This is a genomic window from Paenibacillus sp. FSL R5-0475 (assembly GCF_038004585.1).
Taxonomy (GTDB): Bacteria; Bacillota; Bacilli; order Paenibacillales; family Paenibacillaceae; genus Paenibacillus_AQ.
Genome location: NZ_JBBORK010000001.1, coordinates 3,278,558 through 3,296,102 on the forward strand (window position 1 = coordinate 3,278,558; position 17,545 = coordinate 3,296,102).

At 43.5% G+C, this 17,545-nt stretch carries 16 protein-coding genes; all 16 read right to left on the reverse strand.

Going from position 1 to position 17,545, the window contains the following annotated elements:
* Window positions 1-73 precede the first annotated feature (73 nt).
* On the reverse strand, window positions 74-970 hold the full coding sequence (locus tag MKX41_RS14710) for a carbohydrate ABC transporter permease (protein WP_042190000.1): 897 nt from the start codon (window positions 968-970) through the stop codon (window positions 74-76).
* A gap of 17 nt (window positions 971-987) precedes the next feature.
* Window positions 988-1,947, reverse strand: a complete 960-nt coding sequence (locus MKX41_RS14715) for an ABC transporter permease (protein WP_340971448.1) — start codon at window positions 1,945-1,947, stop codon at window positions 988-990.
* 291 nt (window positions 1,948-2,238) lie between these two features.
* Window positions 2,239-3,777, reverse strand: coding sequence for an MDR family MFS transporter (locus MKX41_RS14720; protein ID WP_340971450.1), 1,539 nt, complete (start codon window positions 3,775-3,777; stop codon window positions 2,239-2,241).
* A gap of 46 nt (window positions 3,778-3,823) precedes the next feature.
* Window positions 3,824-4,480 (reverse strand): hypothetical protein, encoded by a 657-nt coding sequence (locus MKX41_RS14725; RefSeq protein WP_340971453.1) that lies wholly within the window; start codon window positions 4,478-4,480, stop codon window positions 3,824-3,826.
* A complete protein-coding gene (locus MKX41_RS14730; protein WP_340971455.1) occupies window positions 4,477-5,160 on the reverse strand; it encodes a hypothetical protein in 684 nt (227 codons plus the stop codon). The genes MKX41_RS14725 and MKX41_RS14730 overlap by 4 nt, the downstream gene beginning before the upstream one ends.
* Window positions 5,161-5,171: 11 nt before the next feature.
* On the reverse strand, window positions 5,172-5,816 hold the full coding sequence (locus MKX41_RS14735; RefSeq protein WP_076284615.1) for a YhbD family protein: 645 nt from the start codon (window positions 5,814-5,816) through the stop codon (window positions 5,172-5,174).
* 233 nt (window positions 5,817-6,049) lie between these two features.
* Entirely contained in the window at window positions 6,050-6,481 is a 432-nt protein-coding gene (locus tag MKX41_RS14740; RefSeq protein WP_340971458.1) for an HIT family protein, read from the reverse strand.
* Window positions 6,482-6,499: 18 nt separating this feature from the next.
* Window positions 6,500-7,045 carry a hypothetical protein gene (locus tag MKX41_RS14745; protein WP_340971461.1) on the reverse strand — a complete coding sequence of 182 codons (546 nt, stop codon included), beginning with the start codon at window positions 7,043-7,045 and terminating at the stop codon, window positions 6,500-6,502.
* 419 nt (window positions 7,046-7,464) lie between these two features.
* Complete coding sequence (locus MKX41_RS14750) at window positions 7,465-9,312, reverse strand: fibronectin type III domain-containing protein (protein ID WP_340971463.1); 1,848 nt, start codon at window positions 9,310-9,312, stop codon at window positions 7,465-7,467.
* A 323-nt stretch (window positions 9,313-9,635) separates the two neighbouring features.
* Entirely contained in the window at window positions 9,636-10,244 is a 609-nt protein-coding gene (locus MKX41_RS14755; RefSeq protein WP_052404365.1) for a 50S ribosomal protein L25, read from the reverse strand.
* A 210-nt stretch (window positions 10,245-10,454) separates the two neighbouring features.
* Window positions 10,455-11,420 (reverse strand): ABC transporter ATP-binding protein, encoded by a 966-nt coding sequence (locus MKX41_RS14760; RefSeq protein ID WP_340971467.1) that lies wholly within the window; start codon window positions 11,418-11,420, stop codon window positions 10,455-10,457.
* Complete coding sequence (locus MKX41_RS14765) at window positions 11,413-12,396, reverse strand: ABC transporter ATP-binding protein (protein WP_076284612.1); 984 nt, start codon at window positions 12,394-12,396, stop codon at window positions 11,413-11,415. Before MKX41_RS14765 ends, MKX41_RS14760 begins: the two co-directional genes overlap by 8 nt.
* An 11-nt stretch (window positions 12,397-12,407) precedes the next feature.
* A complete protein-coding gene (gene opp4C / locus MKX41_RS14770) occupies window positions 12,408-13,331 on the reverse strand; it encodes an oligopeptide ABC transporter permease (protein WP_339242614.1) in 924 nt (307 codons plus the stop codon).
* A gap of 16 nt (window positions 13,332-13,347) precedes the next feature.
* Window positions 13,348-14,301 carry an ABC transporter permease gene (locus tag MKX41_RS14775; RefSeq protein WP_042190021.1) on the reverse strand — a complete coding sequence of 318 codons (954 nt, stop codon included), beginning with the start codon at window positions 14,299-14,301 and terminating at the stop codon, window positions 13,348-13,350.
* A 55-nt stretch (window positions 14,302-14,356) separates the two neighbouring features.
* Entirely contained in the window at window positions 14,357-16,105 is a 1,749-nt protein-coding gene (locus MKX41_RS14780) for an ABC transporter substrate-binding protein (RefSeq protein WP_339266101.1), read from the reverse strand.
* Window positions 16,106-16,336: 231 nt separating this feature from the next.
* The gene (locus tag MKX41_RS14785) at window positions 16,337-17,239 is read right to left on the reverse strand and encodes an ArsR/SmtB family transcription factor (RefSeq protein WP_340971469.1); all 903 of its coding nucleotides are present in this window, start codon (window positions 17,237-17,239) and stop codon (window positions 16,337-16,339) included.
* Window positions 17,240-17,545 lie beyond the last annotated feature (306 nt).

Below are 17,545 nucleotides of genomic sequence, written 5' to 3' on the forward strand. Positions count from 1 at the left end.
CGTATCTTCACTTATAGTTCAACTCTGCTCCTAGCAGAGGAAAACCCCATTTCGTTACCGATCCGGTAGCTCATTAGCCCTTAACCGCACCGATCATAATCCCTTTGACGAAAAAGCGCTGGAAGAATGGGTACACGATTAGAATCGGCAATACGACGATCATCGTTACGGTCATCCGTACAGAGGTTGGAGTCTGCATATTCGCTACACTAGCGGCCATATCTGGTGAATTACGAATTAAAGCTGCGAGCGAGCTGGACTCGTTCAAATAACGCCATAACAAGAATTGGAGCGTAAAGTACTTCGTATCTGTCATCAGAAACGCCGTATCAATAAATGAGTTCCACTGATTCACTGCGGAAAAAATCGTAATCGTAGCCAAAATTGGCGTAGTAAGCGGTACAATAATGCTCCAGAACACCCGCATGTAACCAGCGCCATCCATAGACGCTGACTCCTCAAGGGATGGAGGAATGGCCTCAACGAAGGTTTTGACCAAAATGATGTTGAATGGCGTAATAATCGTAGGCAAAATATAAGCCAGATAATTATTGGTCAGATGCAAATTGTGCATTGTAATATACCAAGGGATCAGACCTGCGCTAAAATACATCGTAACCACGACACTCCGGTACCAAATACTCCGGCCCCACATTTCCTTTTTGGTGAACAAATATCCTAAAAAAGCTGAAGACCCCACAGTAAGCAACGTCCCGACAACCGTTCTATACACGGAGACTGTTGCCGCATGTCCTAAACCGCTGATTCTTAGCACCTTACTATAGTTATCAAAATGGATCTGTCTTGGATAAAATTTGATATCCCCCGCTGCACTAAGATCATTCGAGCTGATCGTATTGATGAACAAATAATAGAATGGGTAAATGCATGACAGGGTGAACAATCCAAAGAGTGTATAGATCATAATCTGGAAGATAAGTTCTCCAGCCGTTAGTTTTTTCTTTCTCAAATGGGATCACCCCTGACTTAAATGATAGATTCGTCACGCACCATCTTAGACAACGTGTTCGCTGCGAATAGTAGAATTACACTGACAACCGATTTCAACATGCTGACGGCCGTGGCAAAAGGAAAGTTGTTCGCGAAGGCGATGTTGTATACATAAAGATCCAGCACCTCAATAGAATCCTTATTCATCGCATTTTGAAAGGCAAAGTACTGCTCCATCCCGTTATTGACTAGATTACCTATGGAGAGCAGAAGCAGTACAAAAAAGGTTGGAATCAGACCTGGAATGGTGATATGCCAAATTTTGCGGAACCGACTTGCACCATCCACCTCAACAGCTTCGTACAATTCCTGATCAATGCCTGCGATTGCAGCAAGGTAGAGAATGGCACCCCAGCCTAACGATTTCCACCAGTACCAAACGATCATCGTGACCCAAATATTTGAGCTGGAGGCTAAGAAGTTATACCCTTCATCTACCACTCCAAACTGCACTAAAATGTGAGTGATGACACCGTTATCTACAGAGAACAACGAGAATGCCAATGCATATACCAGAATCCAGCTGATAAAGTTTGGAATCGTGGTTAGTGTCTGCACCAACTTGCGATACCAGCCTGACTTAATCTCAGTCAACATAATGGCAAAGATCACTGGAAAGATGGATGTAATTAATCCGAGTGAACTCATGGCAAGCGTGTTCTTCAGCACCCGCAGAACCTCTGCGGTCTGCGTCGGATTAGATACAATCGTCTTGAACCATTTCAAACCAACGTAAGGCGTGTCTGACAACGGTATTCCAGGAATGAAATCATAAAAGGCATAAATCCATCCGCTGATCGGCAGATAATAGAAAATAAAGGTGACAACAAGAAATGGAAAAGCCATGAAGAACAACTTATGTTTGTTCTTCATCTTCCAGCGGGATCGATGAACCGGATCGACGCTGGGAAGCAGTTCGCCAGCAGGTACCCCCATATCGGAATCTCCTATACCCAGATTTTGATTACGTTTTCAGAGTATCAGAATCTGAGCTTCTGGCGAGATAGAGAGCAGAACGCCTTATCAGGGAAACCGTCAGATACTTGTGAACCAAATTCGCAGTACAATCGACCATTTTCTACCTGTTTGCGGGACTAGTAATGGAGGGCATATATGACTTTAGACAAAAAACGACCACCACTTAGAAAGTACCCGAAGTGGTGGTCGTTTTTTTATATGTCTATTTTCACTGAAACATAACCAAACGAATATTATCTAGACTACATGCTAATGCCCAGACGCCTGAACATCCCCCTCCGCAGAGGCATCCATCTTCTGACGTCCCATATAGAACGAAGCCAGTAACGCTAAAGCAGCGGGAATCACCGCCCAAGCAAAGGTGTTTACAATGGATGAGGACAACCCAGCTGTAATCTTACCCAGAATTTCAGGTGGAATGAGCGCCCTAGTCTCAGGTGAGAGCAAAGCATGCGGATCTTTAAAATCCATAACTCCCGCCGGAGCCGCTCCTCCACCATTAGCCGAGAGTAGCTTGGTAAGACTGCCTGAGAAATAGTGACTTTGAATGATACCGAAGGTGGTAATGCCTATGGTCATGCCCAGTGAACGAATGAAATTCAGCGTTGCGCTGGCAGATCCACGTTGCTGTGCCGTCAATCCATGAATAGATGCCGTACTTAGCACTGAGAATGAAGCACCAATCCCTAGCCCAATTAAAATCATATATAAAGTAACAAGCAGTCGTGAAGCATCCGGCGTGAGTGTCGCTACAAGTCCAGTACCGATCACCAAAAGTGCGAATGTAGGAATCAGCAGGCTGCGGTAACTGGTTTTTGACATCAGAAATCCGCCCATCGTAGCTGTAACCACTGAGCCAACCATCATTGGCAGCAATACAAGTCCTGAATTTGTAGCTGATCCGCCCAACACCCCTTGAATAAAGATCGGAATATACACAGAAGCCACAATAAAGGCTGCACCGCTAAATAGTGCACAGATAATGCTCACCGCGTATAATCTTTTTTTAAACAAGGCAAAGGAAATAATCGGTTCTTTCGCTCTAGTCTCTACAACAAGAAACACTGCTGCAAGGATGGCAAAGGCTGCAAATAAACCAAAAATCATGGAAGAATTCCAAGCATACTCTTTCCCGCCTAGCTCCAGCGCAAACATTAAGCAAATGACTGAACCAAGCAGCGTACCCGCGCCCAACCAGTCAATGGGCTGTTTAGAATGCTCATGCGATTCTTTATAAAAGAATACGACCATCGCAAAAGCCAACAGTCCAAGGGGTAAGTTAATGTAAAATATCCATTGCCAAGCAATATGATCGGTAATATACGCCCCCAGTAATGGACCAAATATACTCGACAATCCAAATACTGCTCCGAATGCCCCGCCGAGCTTGCCCCGCGTCTCCAGCGGAACAGCATCGAACATGATGGCAAAAGCGATTGGCACCAGCGCCCCGCCACCAATGCCCTGAATGGCCCGGTACGCAGCTAACTGAGTTATTGTATCAGCCGTTCCACAGAGAGCCGAACCCGCCATGAATACGATAATTCCAAAAATAAAAAACTTCTTACGACCATACATATCAGACAGCTTGCCGAAAATGGGCATACCCGCCATCTCGGCTACGAGATAGGCTGATGTCACCCAGACAAATTTGTCCATTCCGCCAAGCTCCCCAACAATATTACCCATTGCAGTTGCAACGATGGTGCTGTCCATGGAGGCCATAAGAATTCCTAATAGGAGACCTGCGATTACAATACCCAGATTGGGCGATTTGGCAGCACTCATATGTTCCACTCCTCTTTTTCTCAAAAAAATGATTATACAATTCTCTTTATATCTTCACTTGATGCTTCACTGTTGCGTGCTTATGAACTTCTAGTGTATCGCGGAATTCCACCGTTTCAATTTCACAATCCGGACCAATGATTACACGTTCTCCCCTTACCATATTAGCCTTTGTATTGACCAGATCAATAGCATCGCCTTCGATTAGCCCCGCTTCAAACAGTATTTTCAAAGTTGGCTTCATCATATGCAGCAGTCTCCCCGTTTTACTCTTCTTAATGGTTAAGATACTGCCCCCAACCTCCTTCGCACTACTTGGACCAAACAATTTAATCTCCAAATGCTCAGCACTAAGTAATCCAGCTACGCTTAAGGCACCAGAAATTTGTAATTTTTCCCCTTCACAATCACCCTTCACATCCAAATTTCCGTAGAGATGAAGCTCATCGATTTTTACGGAGGCTGCTTTTATTTCACCCTGTCCACGTAAGGAATCCCCTTCAAGATTACCCTCGAGTGCAATTTCGCCAGTGATTTTCATTTGCTTCATATGCAGATTTCCAGCTATATTGGCATTTCCAGTCAGATTCATCTTTTCGCAATTCACATCTCCAGCGAATTTGCATTCTCCAGTGATCTTAACATCTTTGAAAGAACCACCGGCTGAAGATGTTGTTCCAATTATTTTCAGATTATCATTCACAGGACCTTCTCCACCTTTCCAACCTTAGCCTCTGGATGCACTGTAATTTGTTCGCGATACTCTACCCGTCCGAGTGTACAGCCTGGGCCAATAATGACAATATTTCCTCTGATGATATCCGCAGTTGTATATTCTACATCTATAAAATCTCCCTCGATCGTTCGAGCACATAGCTCAGGCCGAAGCTTAGGGATGATTCCGCTAAACATCTTACTCCAAAACCCATTATTCACTTGCCGTATCACGAGGCTTTCCACACCAATTTCATTAGCCTTCCCTTGACTCTGCAGTTTGAAATCCACATGACCGGCACTTAGTAAACCACCAACACTAAAGCTACCTTCACCTACGAAATCCTCAAGTTCACAATCCCCTTTGATACTCACCATTCCGTTAAGGGTACAGCTTTCACCTCGAAAACTCTTACCTACATTAAGAACCCCATCCACCTTTAGGGTACCAAAACGCATATTACCCATCACTTTGATGACCCCGTTGCATTCTGCTTCTTCTGCTGCGAGATCATCATTCAAATTCATATGCCCATTTCCTTTAAACATTCGCGCCACAATCGGTCCGACTACTTTACCTACACCATCCATGTTTACGTTGTTGTAAGTACCTCCGGCCCCACCACTAACCCCGTTTATTATTAAATCAGGCAGCTGATTTTTGTCCATTACTCTTCCTCCTATTCAACAAGCTTGTAGGCAAGCTTACCTTTCAATTGTTCGATCAAATCTGCATATGTCATTTTACTGACTAATCTAACCCCTTCATCAAACCATAACTCCGCAGGCGCTTGTGCCAGAATGAAGGATGAAACCCCCATTTTCCGGACAAAAAACAACTCCCAGCTTCCACTCTCGAGCCTTGAAACTTTCTCCTGCAAAGTGCGAAACAGAAGCTCCGCCTCCTCCATACTCATTTCCCCAGCACTAAGCAGGCGGTCTACAGCGAATAAATGAACGAGCTCCTCAAAAGTATATTTACTTTCATCACCGAGACTTTCTCCAAATTTCCTCAGTGTTGTTGTCGAAACAATGTTACGTTCTATAATTTCCTTAGCAGTTAAACTCACCTTCTCAAAGGATGCCTTATCCGATAGCTTATCAGCCATTTCATCCAAAGAAAGCCCATCTTTCATATTCACAATGTTGTGAATTCGCGACAAGATCATCTCTTTAGGAAAAAAAGTCTCTTGTCCAGTAAAGGTAGATTTGCGAATAAACCATTCCTCGGGGATTAACTGCTTCCTTTTCCAGCGATACAATTGCCCATATGAAATACCGGTTAAATCCAGCAGTTGCTTCTTCGAAATCAAATCATCTTCCATATGCGATCACTCCTCGAAAACATCGTAACATAACACTGTTACGTTGTAAATAAAACACTCCCCCTTAAATCTCCTACTGAAACAAATCATTGCATTAAAGTTTCCCTCCAAGATTTTACGGCATAAAAAAAGAGCGTACCTCCGTCTAGAGGAGGATCTTCGCTCTTTTACCCGCACTGTATTCTTTGATTTAAGCTAGGCATATTAATTTATGACAAAAAGAGAAGGAGTCTTTATCCACTCCTTCTCTTTTCCTCACTTAATGTCTTCAGAATCTTTTTTTTGGTTTGGCTTAATCGTTTTTCAGCACCATGTGGGTGTAATGGTTCACCCCAGATAAATCCATCACCTTCGTACCTCGGAATGAGATGCATATGGTAATGGGTAAGGTCGTTAAACTTCCCTCCATCTTGACAAATTCTTATACCGTCAGGTTTAAACACGCTTTTCAAAGCAATTGAAAGTTTTTTCGAAGCATCCATGATAGCATAAGCAGTCTCTGACTCCATCTCTTCGACATCACAGTAATGCTTTTTGGGGAGGATTAGAGTATGTCCTTCATTAAAAGGAGCAATATCAAGCACACAAGTAATAAATTCATTTTCATAAACAATATTCAAGTCAGGTTCAATACCGTTAGCGATTCTACATCCTAAGCATTCCATGTACAGCAGCACTCCATCCTATTTATTTTCATTTACTACTTGTTGAGCAATGCTTAGAATTGTATCCTCATCCAAACTGTTGAACTTTAAAGTGATTGAACCTTTTGAAGCATTGAATGCTAAAAACGTATAATCATCTTTTTTTATTTTTTGCACCTGATCGCCGCTAATACCAATAATATCAGCATCATTCAAATCAACTTGATTATTGCTATAGGTTATTTCAATGAGTGTTTCTCCTTGATAAGGTCCGTAGATGATTTCTCTTTCATTGGACGCTTTTTGTTCCTTTGTTAACTTCTCCAGTTTCCCTTTGTTTTTCGTATATGTGACTAAATCTTCTTGATTATCTCCAATAAAGTTGCCTTGTTTGTCCTTTGAAGGGAATTTATGTTGTATATAACTAACTTCATATCCATCCAGTGTAGGGATACTAAATGAAGATCCTAATGCACTAACCTGCACCTGCGCTTTAGCTAATTCATCGTTGGAACCAGCCTTTTGACATCCTGATATTAAAAATATAATTGCAGCAATAAAAAATATAAATCCAGATTTGTTCATGAAATCACCTCTAATTATTTGAATTAATACCAATGGAAAACCTTGTTAGTTCGTAGATATACTTCAGTAACATACCTCTTAATCCCCTTAATATCCCTAAATATGGAAGCACTATATATACGTTGTAAAAGTAAATTTGTTGCACTAAACCCCTCGTCCATTTCGACGATACCTTGGAATGATTCCGTTGGAATTTACTTCATTTCCTTCAAATCCAATGGGTAATCAACTCCTTACCATAGTGTCATCTCAATAACAGAACAAACGTTCGTAAAACTTAAATATCAACAATATGATTTAACATAGCCTAAAACAAAGAAAAGAAAGCCCTCCCGAGCCAATACTATGGCATCTGGGACAGCCTTCTTCATTTTACTTGCTCTATCTACAAATCTTATCGTTTAAGTCTTTCATTAACCTTACTGCACATAGGTATAATGAGCTGAATCATATTGTGGGCCGGATTTCTCATAAGTGAACCAGTACTCAATGCTGCTGCCAGCACTTAACCCACTCACAGTCTGTTTCCATGTACCTGAGCTATTGATCATCCGGTAATTAAGCTGTGGCCCCCCGTTAACCTTATAATGCACATCTACATAAAGAGCACTGGTTACAGGTGTAATATAAATGCTCGCTTCTGTTGAAGAAAGTCTCGTTACCCCTGCTGTAAAGTCAGCCGTCACATGATCACCGCCTCCGCTGCCTCCAGTGGGATTTGTAGTAACTGTTGCGGCATTACTAGCGGATGATAGATTACCCGCTGCATCCGTAGCTTTTACTGTAAACGTATAGGCTGTGCTTGGAGTTAGTCCAGTAACAGTAGCTGTAGTATCTGCCACAGAGGCTACCTGCTGTGTTCCACGATAAACAAGATATCCCGTTACACCAACATTATCAGTTGAAGCAGACCAACTCAGGTTAACTGCTGTATCCGTCTTGCTGGTTACTGTCAGATTAGCAGGTGCAGTAGGTGCTGTCGTGTCTCCAGTATTACCACCACCTGTCAAGTATTGACCTGTGAATGGATTAAACCGGTGTAGTGATAGAATTAACCAACCCGTGCTGGACACGCAGTTTTGCTGTGCCATCACCCAATAGCTGTTGCTGGTCCCTTTCAGCGAATAGGGGATTCCCCCTAGTGAAGCGCCGCTTGTGCCTTGCTTTTTAATAATTTCAGTGTTAATGGCATCCGCTTTGGATACATTGCCTTGCATAAAGTAGGCGAGCGACATGAATGCGCTTCCTTCAAACCATACATCAGCACCCGTGTTACCGATTTGATTCCCGTTATCGTCATATGCGGGTAAAACTTCATCCGTCCAGTCAAAATCATAGCCGGTCAGCGTATTCCCAGCATCATTGTAAGTAAGCGTCTGCTTGTAACGCGGATTTGCAAGGGTCCCCGGGGTGCCGGAGGCATTTTCAACATAGGCTAAGCTTGCTCCATAGTTATGCGTTCCGGATACGCCTAAAGCCAGTACTCCCCATGGATTCACGTCCAATGGAATTTTAGGGTCAATCAGATTCGTATCGTTTTTCCAGCCTCCCTTGAAGCGTTTGACACTGTCATCCCACACATAATTATCCAGGAAGGTTTTGACTCCAGAAGCTGCGCTATTGTATGTGGCAGCCTTTGAGGAATCCACCGAAGCATAATACTGCAGCACTCGGTAAATATCGATATTGTGCTCGGTTGAGCTCCAAGGCTCATCGGAGTTACTCCAAGCACTCCATCCTCCAGCAATACTGCCATTTGCCTTTTTATACTGTAAGCTCCAATCGAGCGCTTTGAGCGCCATCGGACGATATCGCGTGTCATTATATTCCTTCTCATAGGCCATAGCAGCCATTGCCATCCATACTACCGGTCCCACATGTTTACGGATTTCTTCTCCGAAGCCGTTGTTATACCAATAAGAATTCAGCCAGAAGCCTGAAGGATCTTGAATGTCCCGCATTTTGTTCAAAACCTGCTCTGCCCGCGTCCGTTCACCCTTTACAATAAAGGCGATAGCTGCAACCGCTTGATCATACGTGTATACAATCTGTTTGGGGTTGTTTGGTCCCCAGAAATCTTCAAAGCTATCTACCAGTCCCTCAAAAGCATACCCCGCTGTTGCATCCTGCTGGGCCTTCAACCAGATTAGAGCACGATTTGAAGCATCACTTGTGGCATCTGCACTCGCTTTTCCACCAAAAGGTAGAGCTACCCCAAGCACCAACAGACTTGTCATTAAGATCGAAAACAGCTTCCTCATCTTCATAACTTTCCTCCTCATAATCATGATGAACTGGGCAATGAGAGTTCTTTGAAGTATAATACTAAAGCGTTTTCAAACAGCGACAACAGGAACTTTTGAATTCTTTACCATGGTAATTGTCCTCATTTTCAGCCTTCGCGGCCTATTCGTCAACGATTTTCTGTAAAATTTTAACTAAATGAGGCGAAACAACCATAAATCCCATTTAAGAAACTATACGAAAGACCGCACTTATTTTATTAATTCGTGTTCACGAAGACAAAACAAAAAGAGCAGACAGCTCCTTGGGTAGGATTCTATCTGCTCTTTATGATTTAATCACTATTCTATTCTGCTTTATCTTCACCAGAAGCTTCGACTGCAGCTGGTTCAGCAGCATCTTCATCGGTTGGCTCTTGAGCTGCTGGAGGTGCGATCCGGACAATCAAAGTGTCCTCAGGCGTCAATACTTCCCAGCCTTCATGCTTCGGAAGATCAGACACCAGCAATTGATCACCAATATCTAGTCCACTGAGATCCACCTCAAAGGATGCCGTTAATTTATCTGGAAGTGTGCGAATATCCAGCTCATGCAATTCAATTTGCTGCACGCCGCCACTCTTCACACCTACTGGATCACCTGTAAAGTGGAATGCCACTTTTGTATCCAATTTAGCCTTCATATCAATTTGTTGAAAATCAATATGCAGCAGTTGTTTGGATACTGGCTGGCGCTGGATTTCTTGGATGACAACGTTCTTTTTACCCGAGTCTGGTAATTCCAAGGTTAATACTGCCCGAGGGTTATTAGCCAAAATCCCGGTAATTGTCTTAGCATCCGCTGTAAAGGACTGGCTATCTGAACCTGCACCGTACACGACTACCGGTACAAAGCCTTTTCTGCGCTGTGAAGAAGTCGAGCCGGATCTTTCTGTCAAACGTACTGTTGTATTCACGATGATTCCTCCTAAGTAGGGATTTTATACTAGACCGATTAGATATGTACGTCTAACCTAACCACTCTCTATTACCCCATTAACCTGGCTTCGAAACCCTCTAAGACTTTTTGTGCTCAGGCAAAAATAAGGTCAAATTGTATTATTATACAATTCAACTTTAATTATTCAAGACTTAGGAGCGAATCATCATTGTATCTTTGACAGCTATCAGACCAAATGACAAGCTACAAAGTGGTTATTGCCAGCATCCCGGAATTCCGGGATTTCAGATCTGCAAACCTCTTGAGCATAGGGACACCGGGTATGGAATTTACAGCCAGAAGGTGGGTTCACCGGACTTGGAATATCCCCCTTAAGGACAATTCTTTCCCTTTTCAGCTTGGGAATAGGTATTGGAACAGCTGATAGCAATGCCTTGGTATACGGGTGAAGCGGATTCTTAAATAATTCATCTCTAGAAGCCGTCTCCATCATAGATCCCAGATACATAACACCGATTCTTGAACATAAATGCTCAACCACACTCAAATCATGGGAGATAAACAAATAGGTGAGCCCACGGCTCTGCTGCAGCTTACTAAATAAATTAATAATCTGTGCTTGGATGGACACATCCAAGGCCGAGACTGGCTCGTCTGCAATGATTAGCTCAGGATTCAGCACAAGCGCACGCGCGATTCCGATCCGTTGTCGCTGTCCTCCTGAGAATTCATGCGGAAAGCGATCAATATGATAAGAGGATAAACCACATGCCTCAAGCGCCTCAAGCACCCGATCACGAACCTCTGATTTTGAGCATAACCCATGATCCAGTAAAGCTTCTCCGATAGCATCTCCTATGCGGACCCGAGGGTTAAGTGAGCTATACGGGTCTTGAAAGATTAGCTGCATTTGGGGTCTGATATTTCGCAATTCAGTGGGAGACAAAGAATGAATGTCTATCCCTTTGAATTTGATCTCGCCTGCCGTTTTATCCGTTAGCCGTAAAATCGTCCGTCCGACTGTACTCTTCCCGCTCCCGGATTCTCCTACAAGCCCAAACGTCTCCCCTGGCTGAAGCGTGATGCTAATATCATCAACGGCTTTTACATGCCCAACCGTGCGGTTAAGCAATCCCTTGGTAACAGGGAAATATTTCTTCAGATGATTGACCTCAAGCAATGCCTCAGGCATGAACAACCGCCTCCTCATACAACCAGCAAGCTACCTTTTGTCTGCTGGCCACTTCTTTAAGCTGGGGCTGCTGGCTGACACATACAGGCATGCAATGCTCACAGCGGTCATGAAAATAACAAGAGGGTACCAGCTCTAGCGGATTTGGCACTTGACCTGGTATGGAATACAGCTCATCCTGCCGCTGATTGATAACTGGCTTCGATTTGAGCAGCCCTTTCGTATAAGGGTGTTTGGGATTGTTGAACAATTCAACAACCTCCCCCTCCTCCACAATCTTTCCGGAGTACATAACAATCACGTAATCAGCCATCTCCGCGACTACACCCAGATCATGGGTGATTAATAGAATAGACATGCCGGAGTTGTCTTTAATTTCACGAAGCATATCCAGAATTTGTGCTTGAATCGTTACATCCAGCGCCGTTGTCGGTTCATCTGCAATCAATAGCTTTGGACTGCATGCGATAGCAATAGCGATCATTATCCGCTGCAGCATCCCTCCACTTAATTCATGTGGATAACTATCAGCAATTTGCTCAGGTCGTGATATGCCTACCTGTTTTATTAGTTCAATCGCCCGGATACGCGCCTGCTTCTTATTCATCTTCAAATGCACGATCAACGGCTCCATAATTTGTTCACCGATCTTGATTACAGGATTAAGGGAGGACATGGGCTCCTGGAAGATCATCGCGATCTCGTTGCCACGGATGGCTCGCAGTGTGTTTTTGTCCATTTGCAACAAATCTTCACCCTGAAAATCAATTTTGCCATGGGCAACCTTGCCCCCTGGCTCTTCAACAAGACCCATGATGGACATTGCAGTTACACTTTTGCCGCAGCCCGATTCTCCGACGATACAGACCGTCTCTCCTTCACGGACACGGAAGCTTACATCATCAACGGCTTTCACTTTTCCTTCTTCCGTGAAGAAGTATGTACTTAGACCGTCTATATTCATTAAATCACTCATGTGAGGGTCACCTACCTCTTCTGTTTAGGATCAAGTACGTCCCGGAGTCCGTCACCAAAAATATTGATCGCGATTACTGTCGCGAAGATGGATAGCCCAGGCGGAATCCACAGCCACGGCCGATCCTTGAAGTCGATCATATTATTCGCTGCGTCAATCATATTGCCCCAGGTTGGCGTTGGCGGCATAACACCTAGCCCAAAAAAGCTAAGAACCGATTCACTCAGAATAGCGCCACCGATGTTGAGCGTTGCCATAACGATCAGCAGCGGGATAATGTTCGGCAGCAAATGGTTAAATAATTTACGGCGATCCCGAAGGCCTAATACTACAGCTGCTTGCATAAACTCACGTTCTCGCAGACTAAGCATTTGCCCCCGTACCATACGCGCCATACCTGGCCAGCTCACAATGCTGAGCATAAGCATAACGATATACATCCGGTAGTCCGTTGGAATCTTCCACTCCGATAATAATGCTCCAAAAATAAAGAGCAGCGGCAAACTCGGAACCGTCAATAGAAGATCCGCAATCCGCATTATGATTTGATCGGCGATTCCGCGGTAATACCCAGCTATGGCTCCCAAAAGGGCCCCGATGAACACCGAAAGAACCATTGATGCCAGTCCTACGGTTAGTGAAATGCGTCCTGCCTGCATCACCCGGGTCAAAATATCTCTGCCCAGCGCGTCAGTGCCAAGCCAATGCTTCATATTAGGGGCCTTGTTCATCAGTGCCATATTAATTTTGTTATCCGTATAGGGAGAGAACAGAGGACCAAGAAAACAAAGCGCAAACATAAAGATCACTACCACAAACCCGGATACCGCCAGCTTGTTCTTCAGCAACCTCCGAAGGGATTGCCGGAATAAAGAGGATTTTCCTTTGGTGGTCTGTGGTTTCGAGATACCCGCTACATTACTTTGAACTGCCACGTCAGCTTCCTCCTCTCTATAGCCGAACTCTAGGATCAGCAATCCGGTACAAAACATCCGAAAGCAACGTTCCTATGACGGTAAGTATGGCAATAAACATCGTAAAGCCCATCAGCAAAGGATAATCCCTAAGTCCGAAGGACTGCATATACAGCTGGCCAATCCCAGGCCAATTGAATATTTTTTCTATAATAAGTGATCCGCCAAATAGTGCTGGAAGCTCGAAACCAACCAGAGTAATCGCAGGCAATAAAGCATTTCGTAGAGCATGTGTAAAGAGCACCTTTCGCTCCCTTAGGCCTTTAGCACGGGCGGTGCGGATATAATCCTGTTTTAAGACATCGATCATATTACTGCGGAAATAACGGGTGAGTGAGCCCAATCCAAGGAGGGTCATAACAACAACCGGAAGGGTCATATGCGTTACAATCTCCTTAAAATACGCCAGACCCGTAGCATTACTGCCCGTAGTGATTATTCCACCCGGAGGCAGCCACTTCAGATCGACGGCCAGAATTTTGATCAAGAATAAGCCTATAAAAAATGACGGCAGTGACATTGCTGCGAATATAGCGATCATCACGAGAGTATCGAACCATGAATATTGCTTATAGGCTGAAATCACACCAATAATAACTGCAATCACCCACGTCAGAAACGTGGAAACGGCAGCCAGTAGAAAGGAATTCCAAATATAATCATTAAAAAGCTGCAGCACAGGCTTTTGTTGGGCTAAGGAATACCCGAAATCGCCATGCAGCGCATTCTTCATCCAGATTCCATACCGCTCAAGCATCGGCTTGTTCAAGCCGTAGATCTCACGCAGCTCAGCTTTACGTTCTGCAGTCAATTTGATATTTCCAGTTATGAAATCGCCGGGGGTTGATGCATACAGGCAGAAGATCAATAATGATGCCGCAAATAAGATAATGACCATGTACAACAGTCTTTTCGATAAATAAGCGCTCATGACAGACTCCTTATGATTTGTCCCCTGCTCATCAGAGCAGGGGACACTGTTTTATTTATTTCAGGCTCCAAGTTGGAAGACTGCCAGCAAGACCGATGAACGGGCTGACCGATAGATTCTCAATACGTCCGTTATAGGCGTATACAGTCTTTTTGTAACTTGTGAAAATAATAGGCAGTTCATCATTGAAGAGCTGATACAGCTCTTTGTATACCGCTTTGCGTGCTTCAATATCAGTAGTAGCCAAGGCTTTATTGTACAGTTCCAGGAATTTCGGATTGTCATAATCCGTGATTTCTCCATCGAAGAATTGCATGAACCCGTCAGCCGGATCAGTCAACATACTAGTGGAGAAGGATACGAGATCGTAGTCCCCGCCTTCTACCTTAGATACCAAAGAGTTAAAGTCTGCAAAAACCTCAGGCTGGAAATCGATACCCAGTGCTTCAAAATTCTCTTTAGCTACAGCAATGAAAATATCTGTATTTTTGCTCTTAGAGCCGAGGTAGTGAATGGTAAGCGGTTTGCCATCTTTTTCACGGATACCACCCGCGCCTACTGTCCAGCCTGCTTCATCCAGCAATTGTTTTGCTTTTTCCGGATCATATTTGTAAGGATTAATGCCTTCCTCCGTGTAAGACCAAGAGATAGGGGATGCCGGGATGTTGGCAATTGAGCCTGCACCTTGCGCTGCATCTACATAAATACTCTGACGATCCAGACCGTACACAATGGCTTGACGTACAAGCTTATCCTTGAGCTGTTCATGCTTCAGATTGACTTGCAAATAACCATAGGTACTTGGAGTGTAAGGAATAATATTCACAAAACCGAGCGCTTTCAGCTTCTCGATATTCTCGTCTGTCGCACTAAAAGAAGCGTAGTCTACCTCACCTGTTTCTACGAACTGCCATACATCGCCTTCCGTAGTTTTATAAATGAAATGCTCCGTCTTTGGTTTACCTTTGAAATAATTCTCATTCGCTACAAAACGCACTTCTTGCCCCGGAATAAATTTCTCCAGCTTGTAAGGTCCATCTCCAAGTGGCTTCTCATGCAGCTTCTTGATGTATTCAAGATCTCCAAATTTATAGTCCTTGCCATAGTAAGCTTTCGACAGAACATTCGAGCCGAGCTGTACCAGCGCTGTTGCGTTTGGTTGCTCAAGTGTCACTGAGACCGTCTGTGGATCAATCACTTTTATCCCTTCTATTGCTGTAGCAGAACCATCTTTATAGGCTTTGCCGCCTTTAACATTTAGTGATGGAAGCTGGGAGCTACCGTCATACGATTTGTCGTATTGGATCGTCCAAGTAAAAGCCACGTCATCTGCTGTCAATGGTGAACCGTCGCTGAATTTCAGATCTTTTCTCAAGTGGAACGTGTATGTAAGCTGATCATCCGAAACATCCCAGCTCTCTGCAAGCTCCGGTGTTGGAACGCCTTTATCGTCTACAGTTACGAGAGAAGCGTATAGCAGTGAGGATACATTGCCATCATAACCACTTTGCTGAAAATACGGAGTAAAAGCTCCGCTTGGGTCCGTTAACCCTACGATAATGGTGTCTGTACGTTTCTGTGCAACTGCTGGAAGTTTGGACAAATCGGTTGCGGTAAAAGGCTCGCTTAGCGCACCCGCAGGAACAGTCTCTGCCGGAGTTGTTGCTTCCACATTGGTTGAATTGGACCCTGCAGCCGCGTTGTTACCAGACGAGGATTCGTTATTACTGTTGTTAGCGCAAGCAGAAAGTAACAGTGAACCCGTAAGCAGTAATGAAGTGATTACAATCGCATTTTTTCTCATGTACCTATCTCCCTTTTCTCTCTAATAGAATAATAACTATAATTCCTACCTGTTAAGTATGAATAACTTCTGATGTTCATTATAGAAAGGTTTTCGAGTTCTGTAAAGAGAGAACTTTAAAAAAATTCTCTATAAACAGAATCAAATGAAAATTAAGACAACTAAAAAAAGCCAAAACCCTCTCTGCATAAGAGAATTCTGACTTTTAGATGTTTTTTTTTTGTGAAATGATTATTTTAAATACTCAAATAGCTGCTCATTCATCCGATGAATGCCTTCCAGACGCAGACTATATCCGGTGACATTCTCCCCTTCAATATAGGCATGAAGCAAACCCGCACAACGAAGATTAAAAATATGATCGTGAACAATCCCCTTCGAGATTCCCGCATGCTTAACAATTTCGGTGAATGTTTTGCGACCACCGCTAAGAGCTTGGAGAATTTTCAGGCGGCTTTTTTCACCCAGACTACGAATGGCTCTATACATAAAAGGTGAAATTTCCTCGTTCTCCATCGAAATCCAGGCCGCATAATGACAGATTGTTAATTCACCATAGCAATAGATGATATTAGCAGGCTGAAAATGATACTGTGGAATTAATACAAGCTTCTTAAGCCCATCAGTAGGCATGAAATAGAATCCGTTGGTCGTTTTGTTCACAAAATCAGCAGTTTCCAGTGCATTAAGCTCCATGTTCTTCAAATCCGTATGCTGTTGTAATTTGCTTAGAATCGCAGGATTGCATTGACTAAAGTACTGGCGGTTCCATTCGGAGAGTAAAAATACTACGCGATTACGGTAATCCTCCATATGGCTTGGAAATACCTTTACATATTTTGATAAGGTCTCATATAACTCGCCAACTGTTAACCCTTCAATCCAGTTCAATACACTGTCTACATCATCCTTGAATGGACAACAGTAAATGAGCAGATTCAACATTTTCCATTCATTGTTTAGTTCAGTTTCCTTCAGACGGGATAATAGTTCCTCACTTAGGGTGCTTTCAATTTCAGTAACCCACACTACCCCTAGGTCAATCTTCTTATAGGATTTTTTGCATAGATAAGTATGTAAGCTATTCAACAACTCATAAATCGATCCAAATTCAACCTCAACTTTGTATTCCACAATGATTCCTCCTGCTAGCGGTTCTTTTCAGTAGTGAGATATTCTCTTAATCTTATTGTATTATCCTGAGAATACGCAAGCTACTTTATAAACGGGAGTGTATAAAAATTCATTGACTGCTGCTTGACTACTGTTTGAATGCAGAATTTATTTGCATCTCACTTTGATTTTGAGATTGCGAGAGTCTAAAAGGGAATTGCTACTCATATGCAGCAGGACATTACAGTTCGGCTCCATCGGTGAACACATACCCTCACGAAGTTGCTATCGGGCACAGTGGACCTTATAAGCAGTATTCCCCCCAAT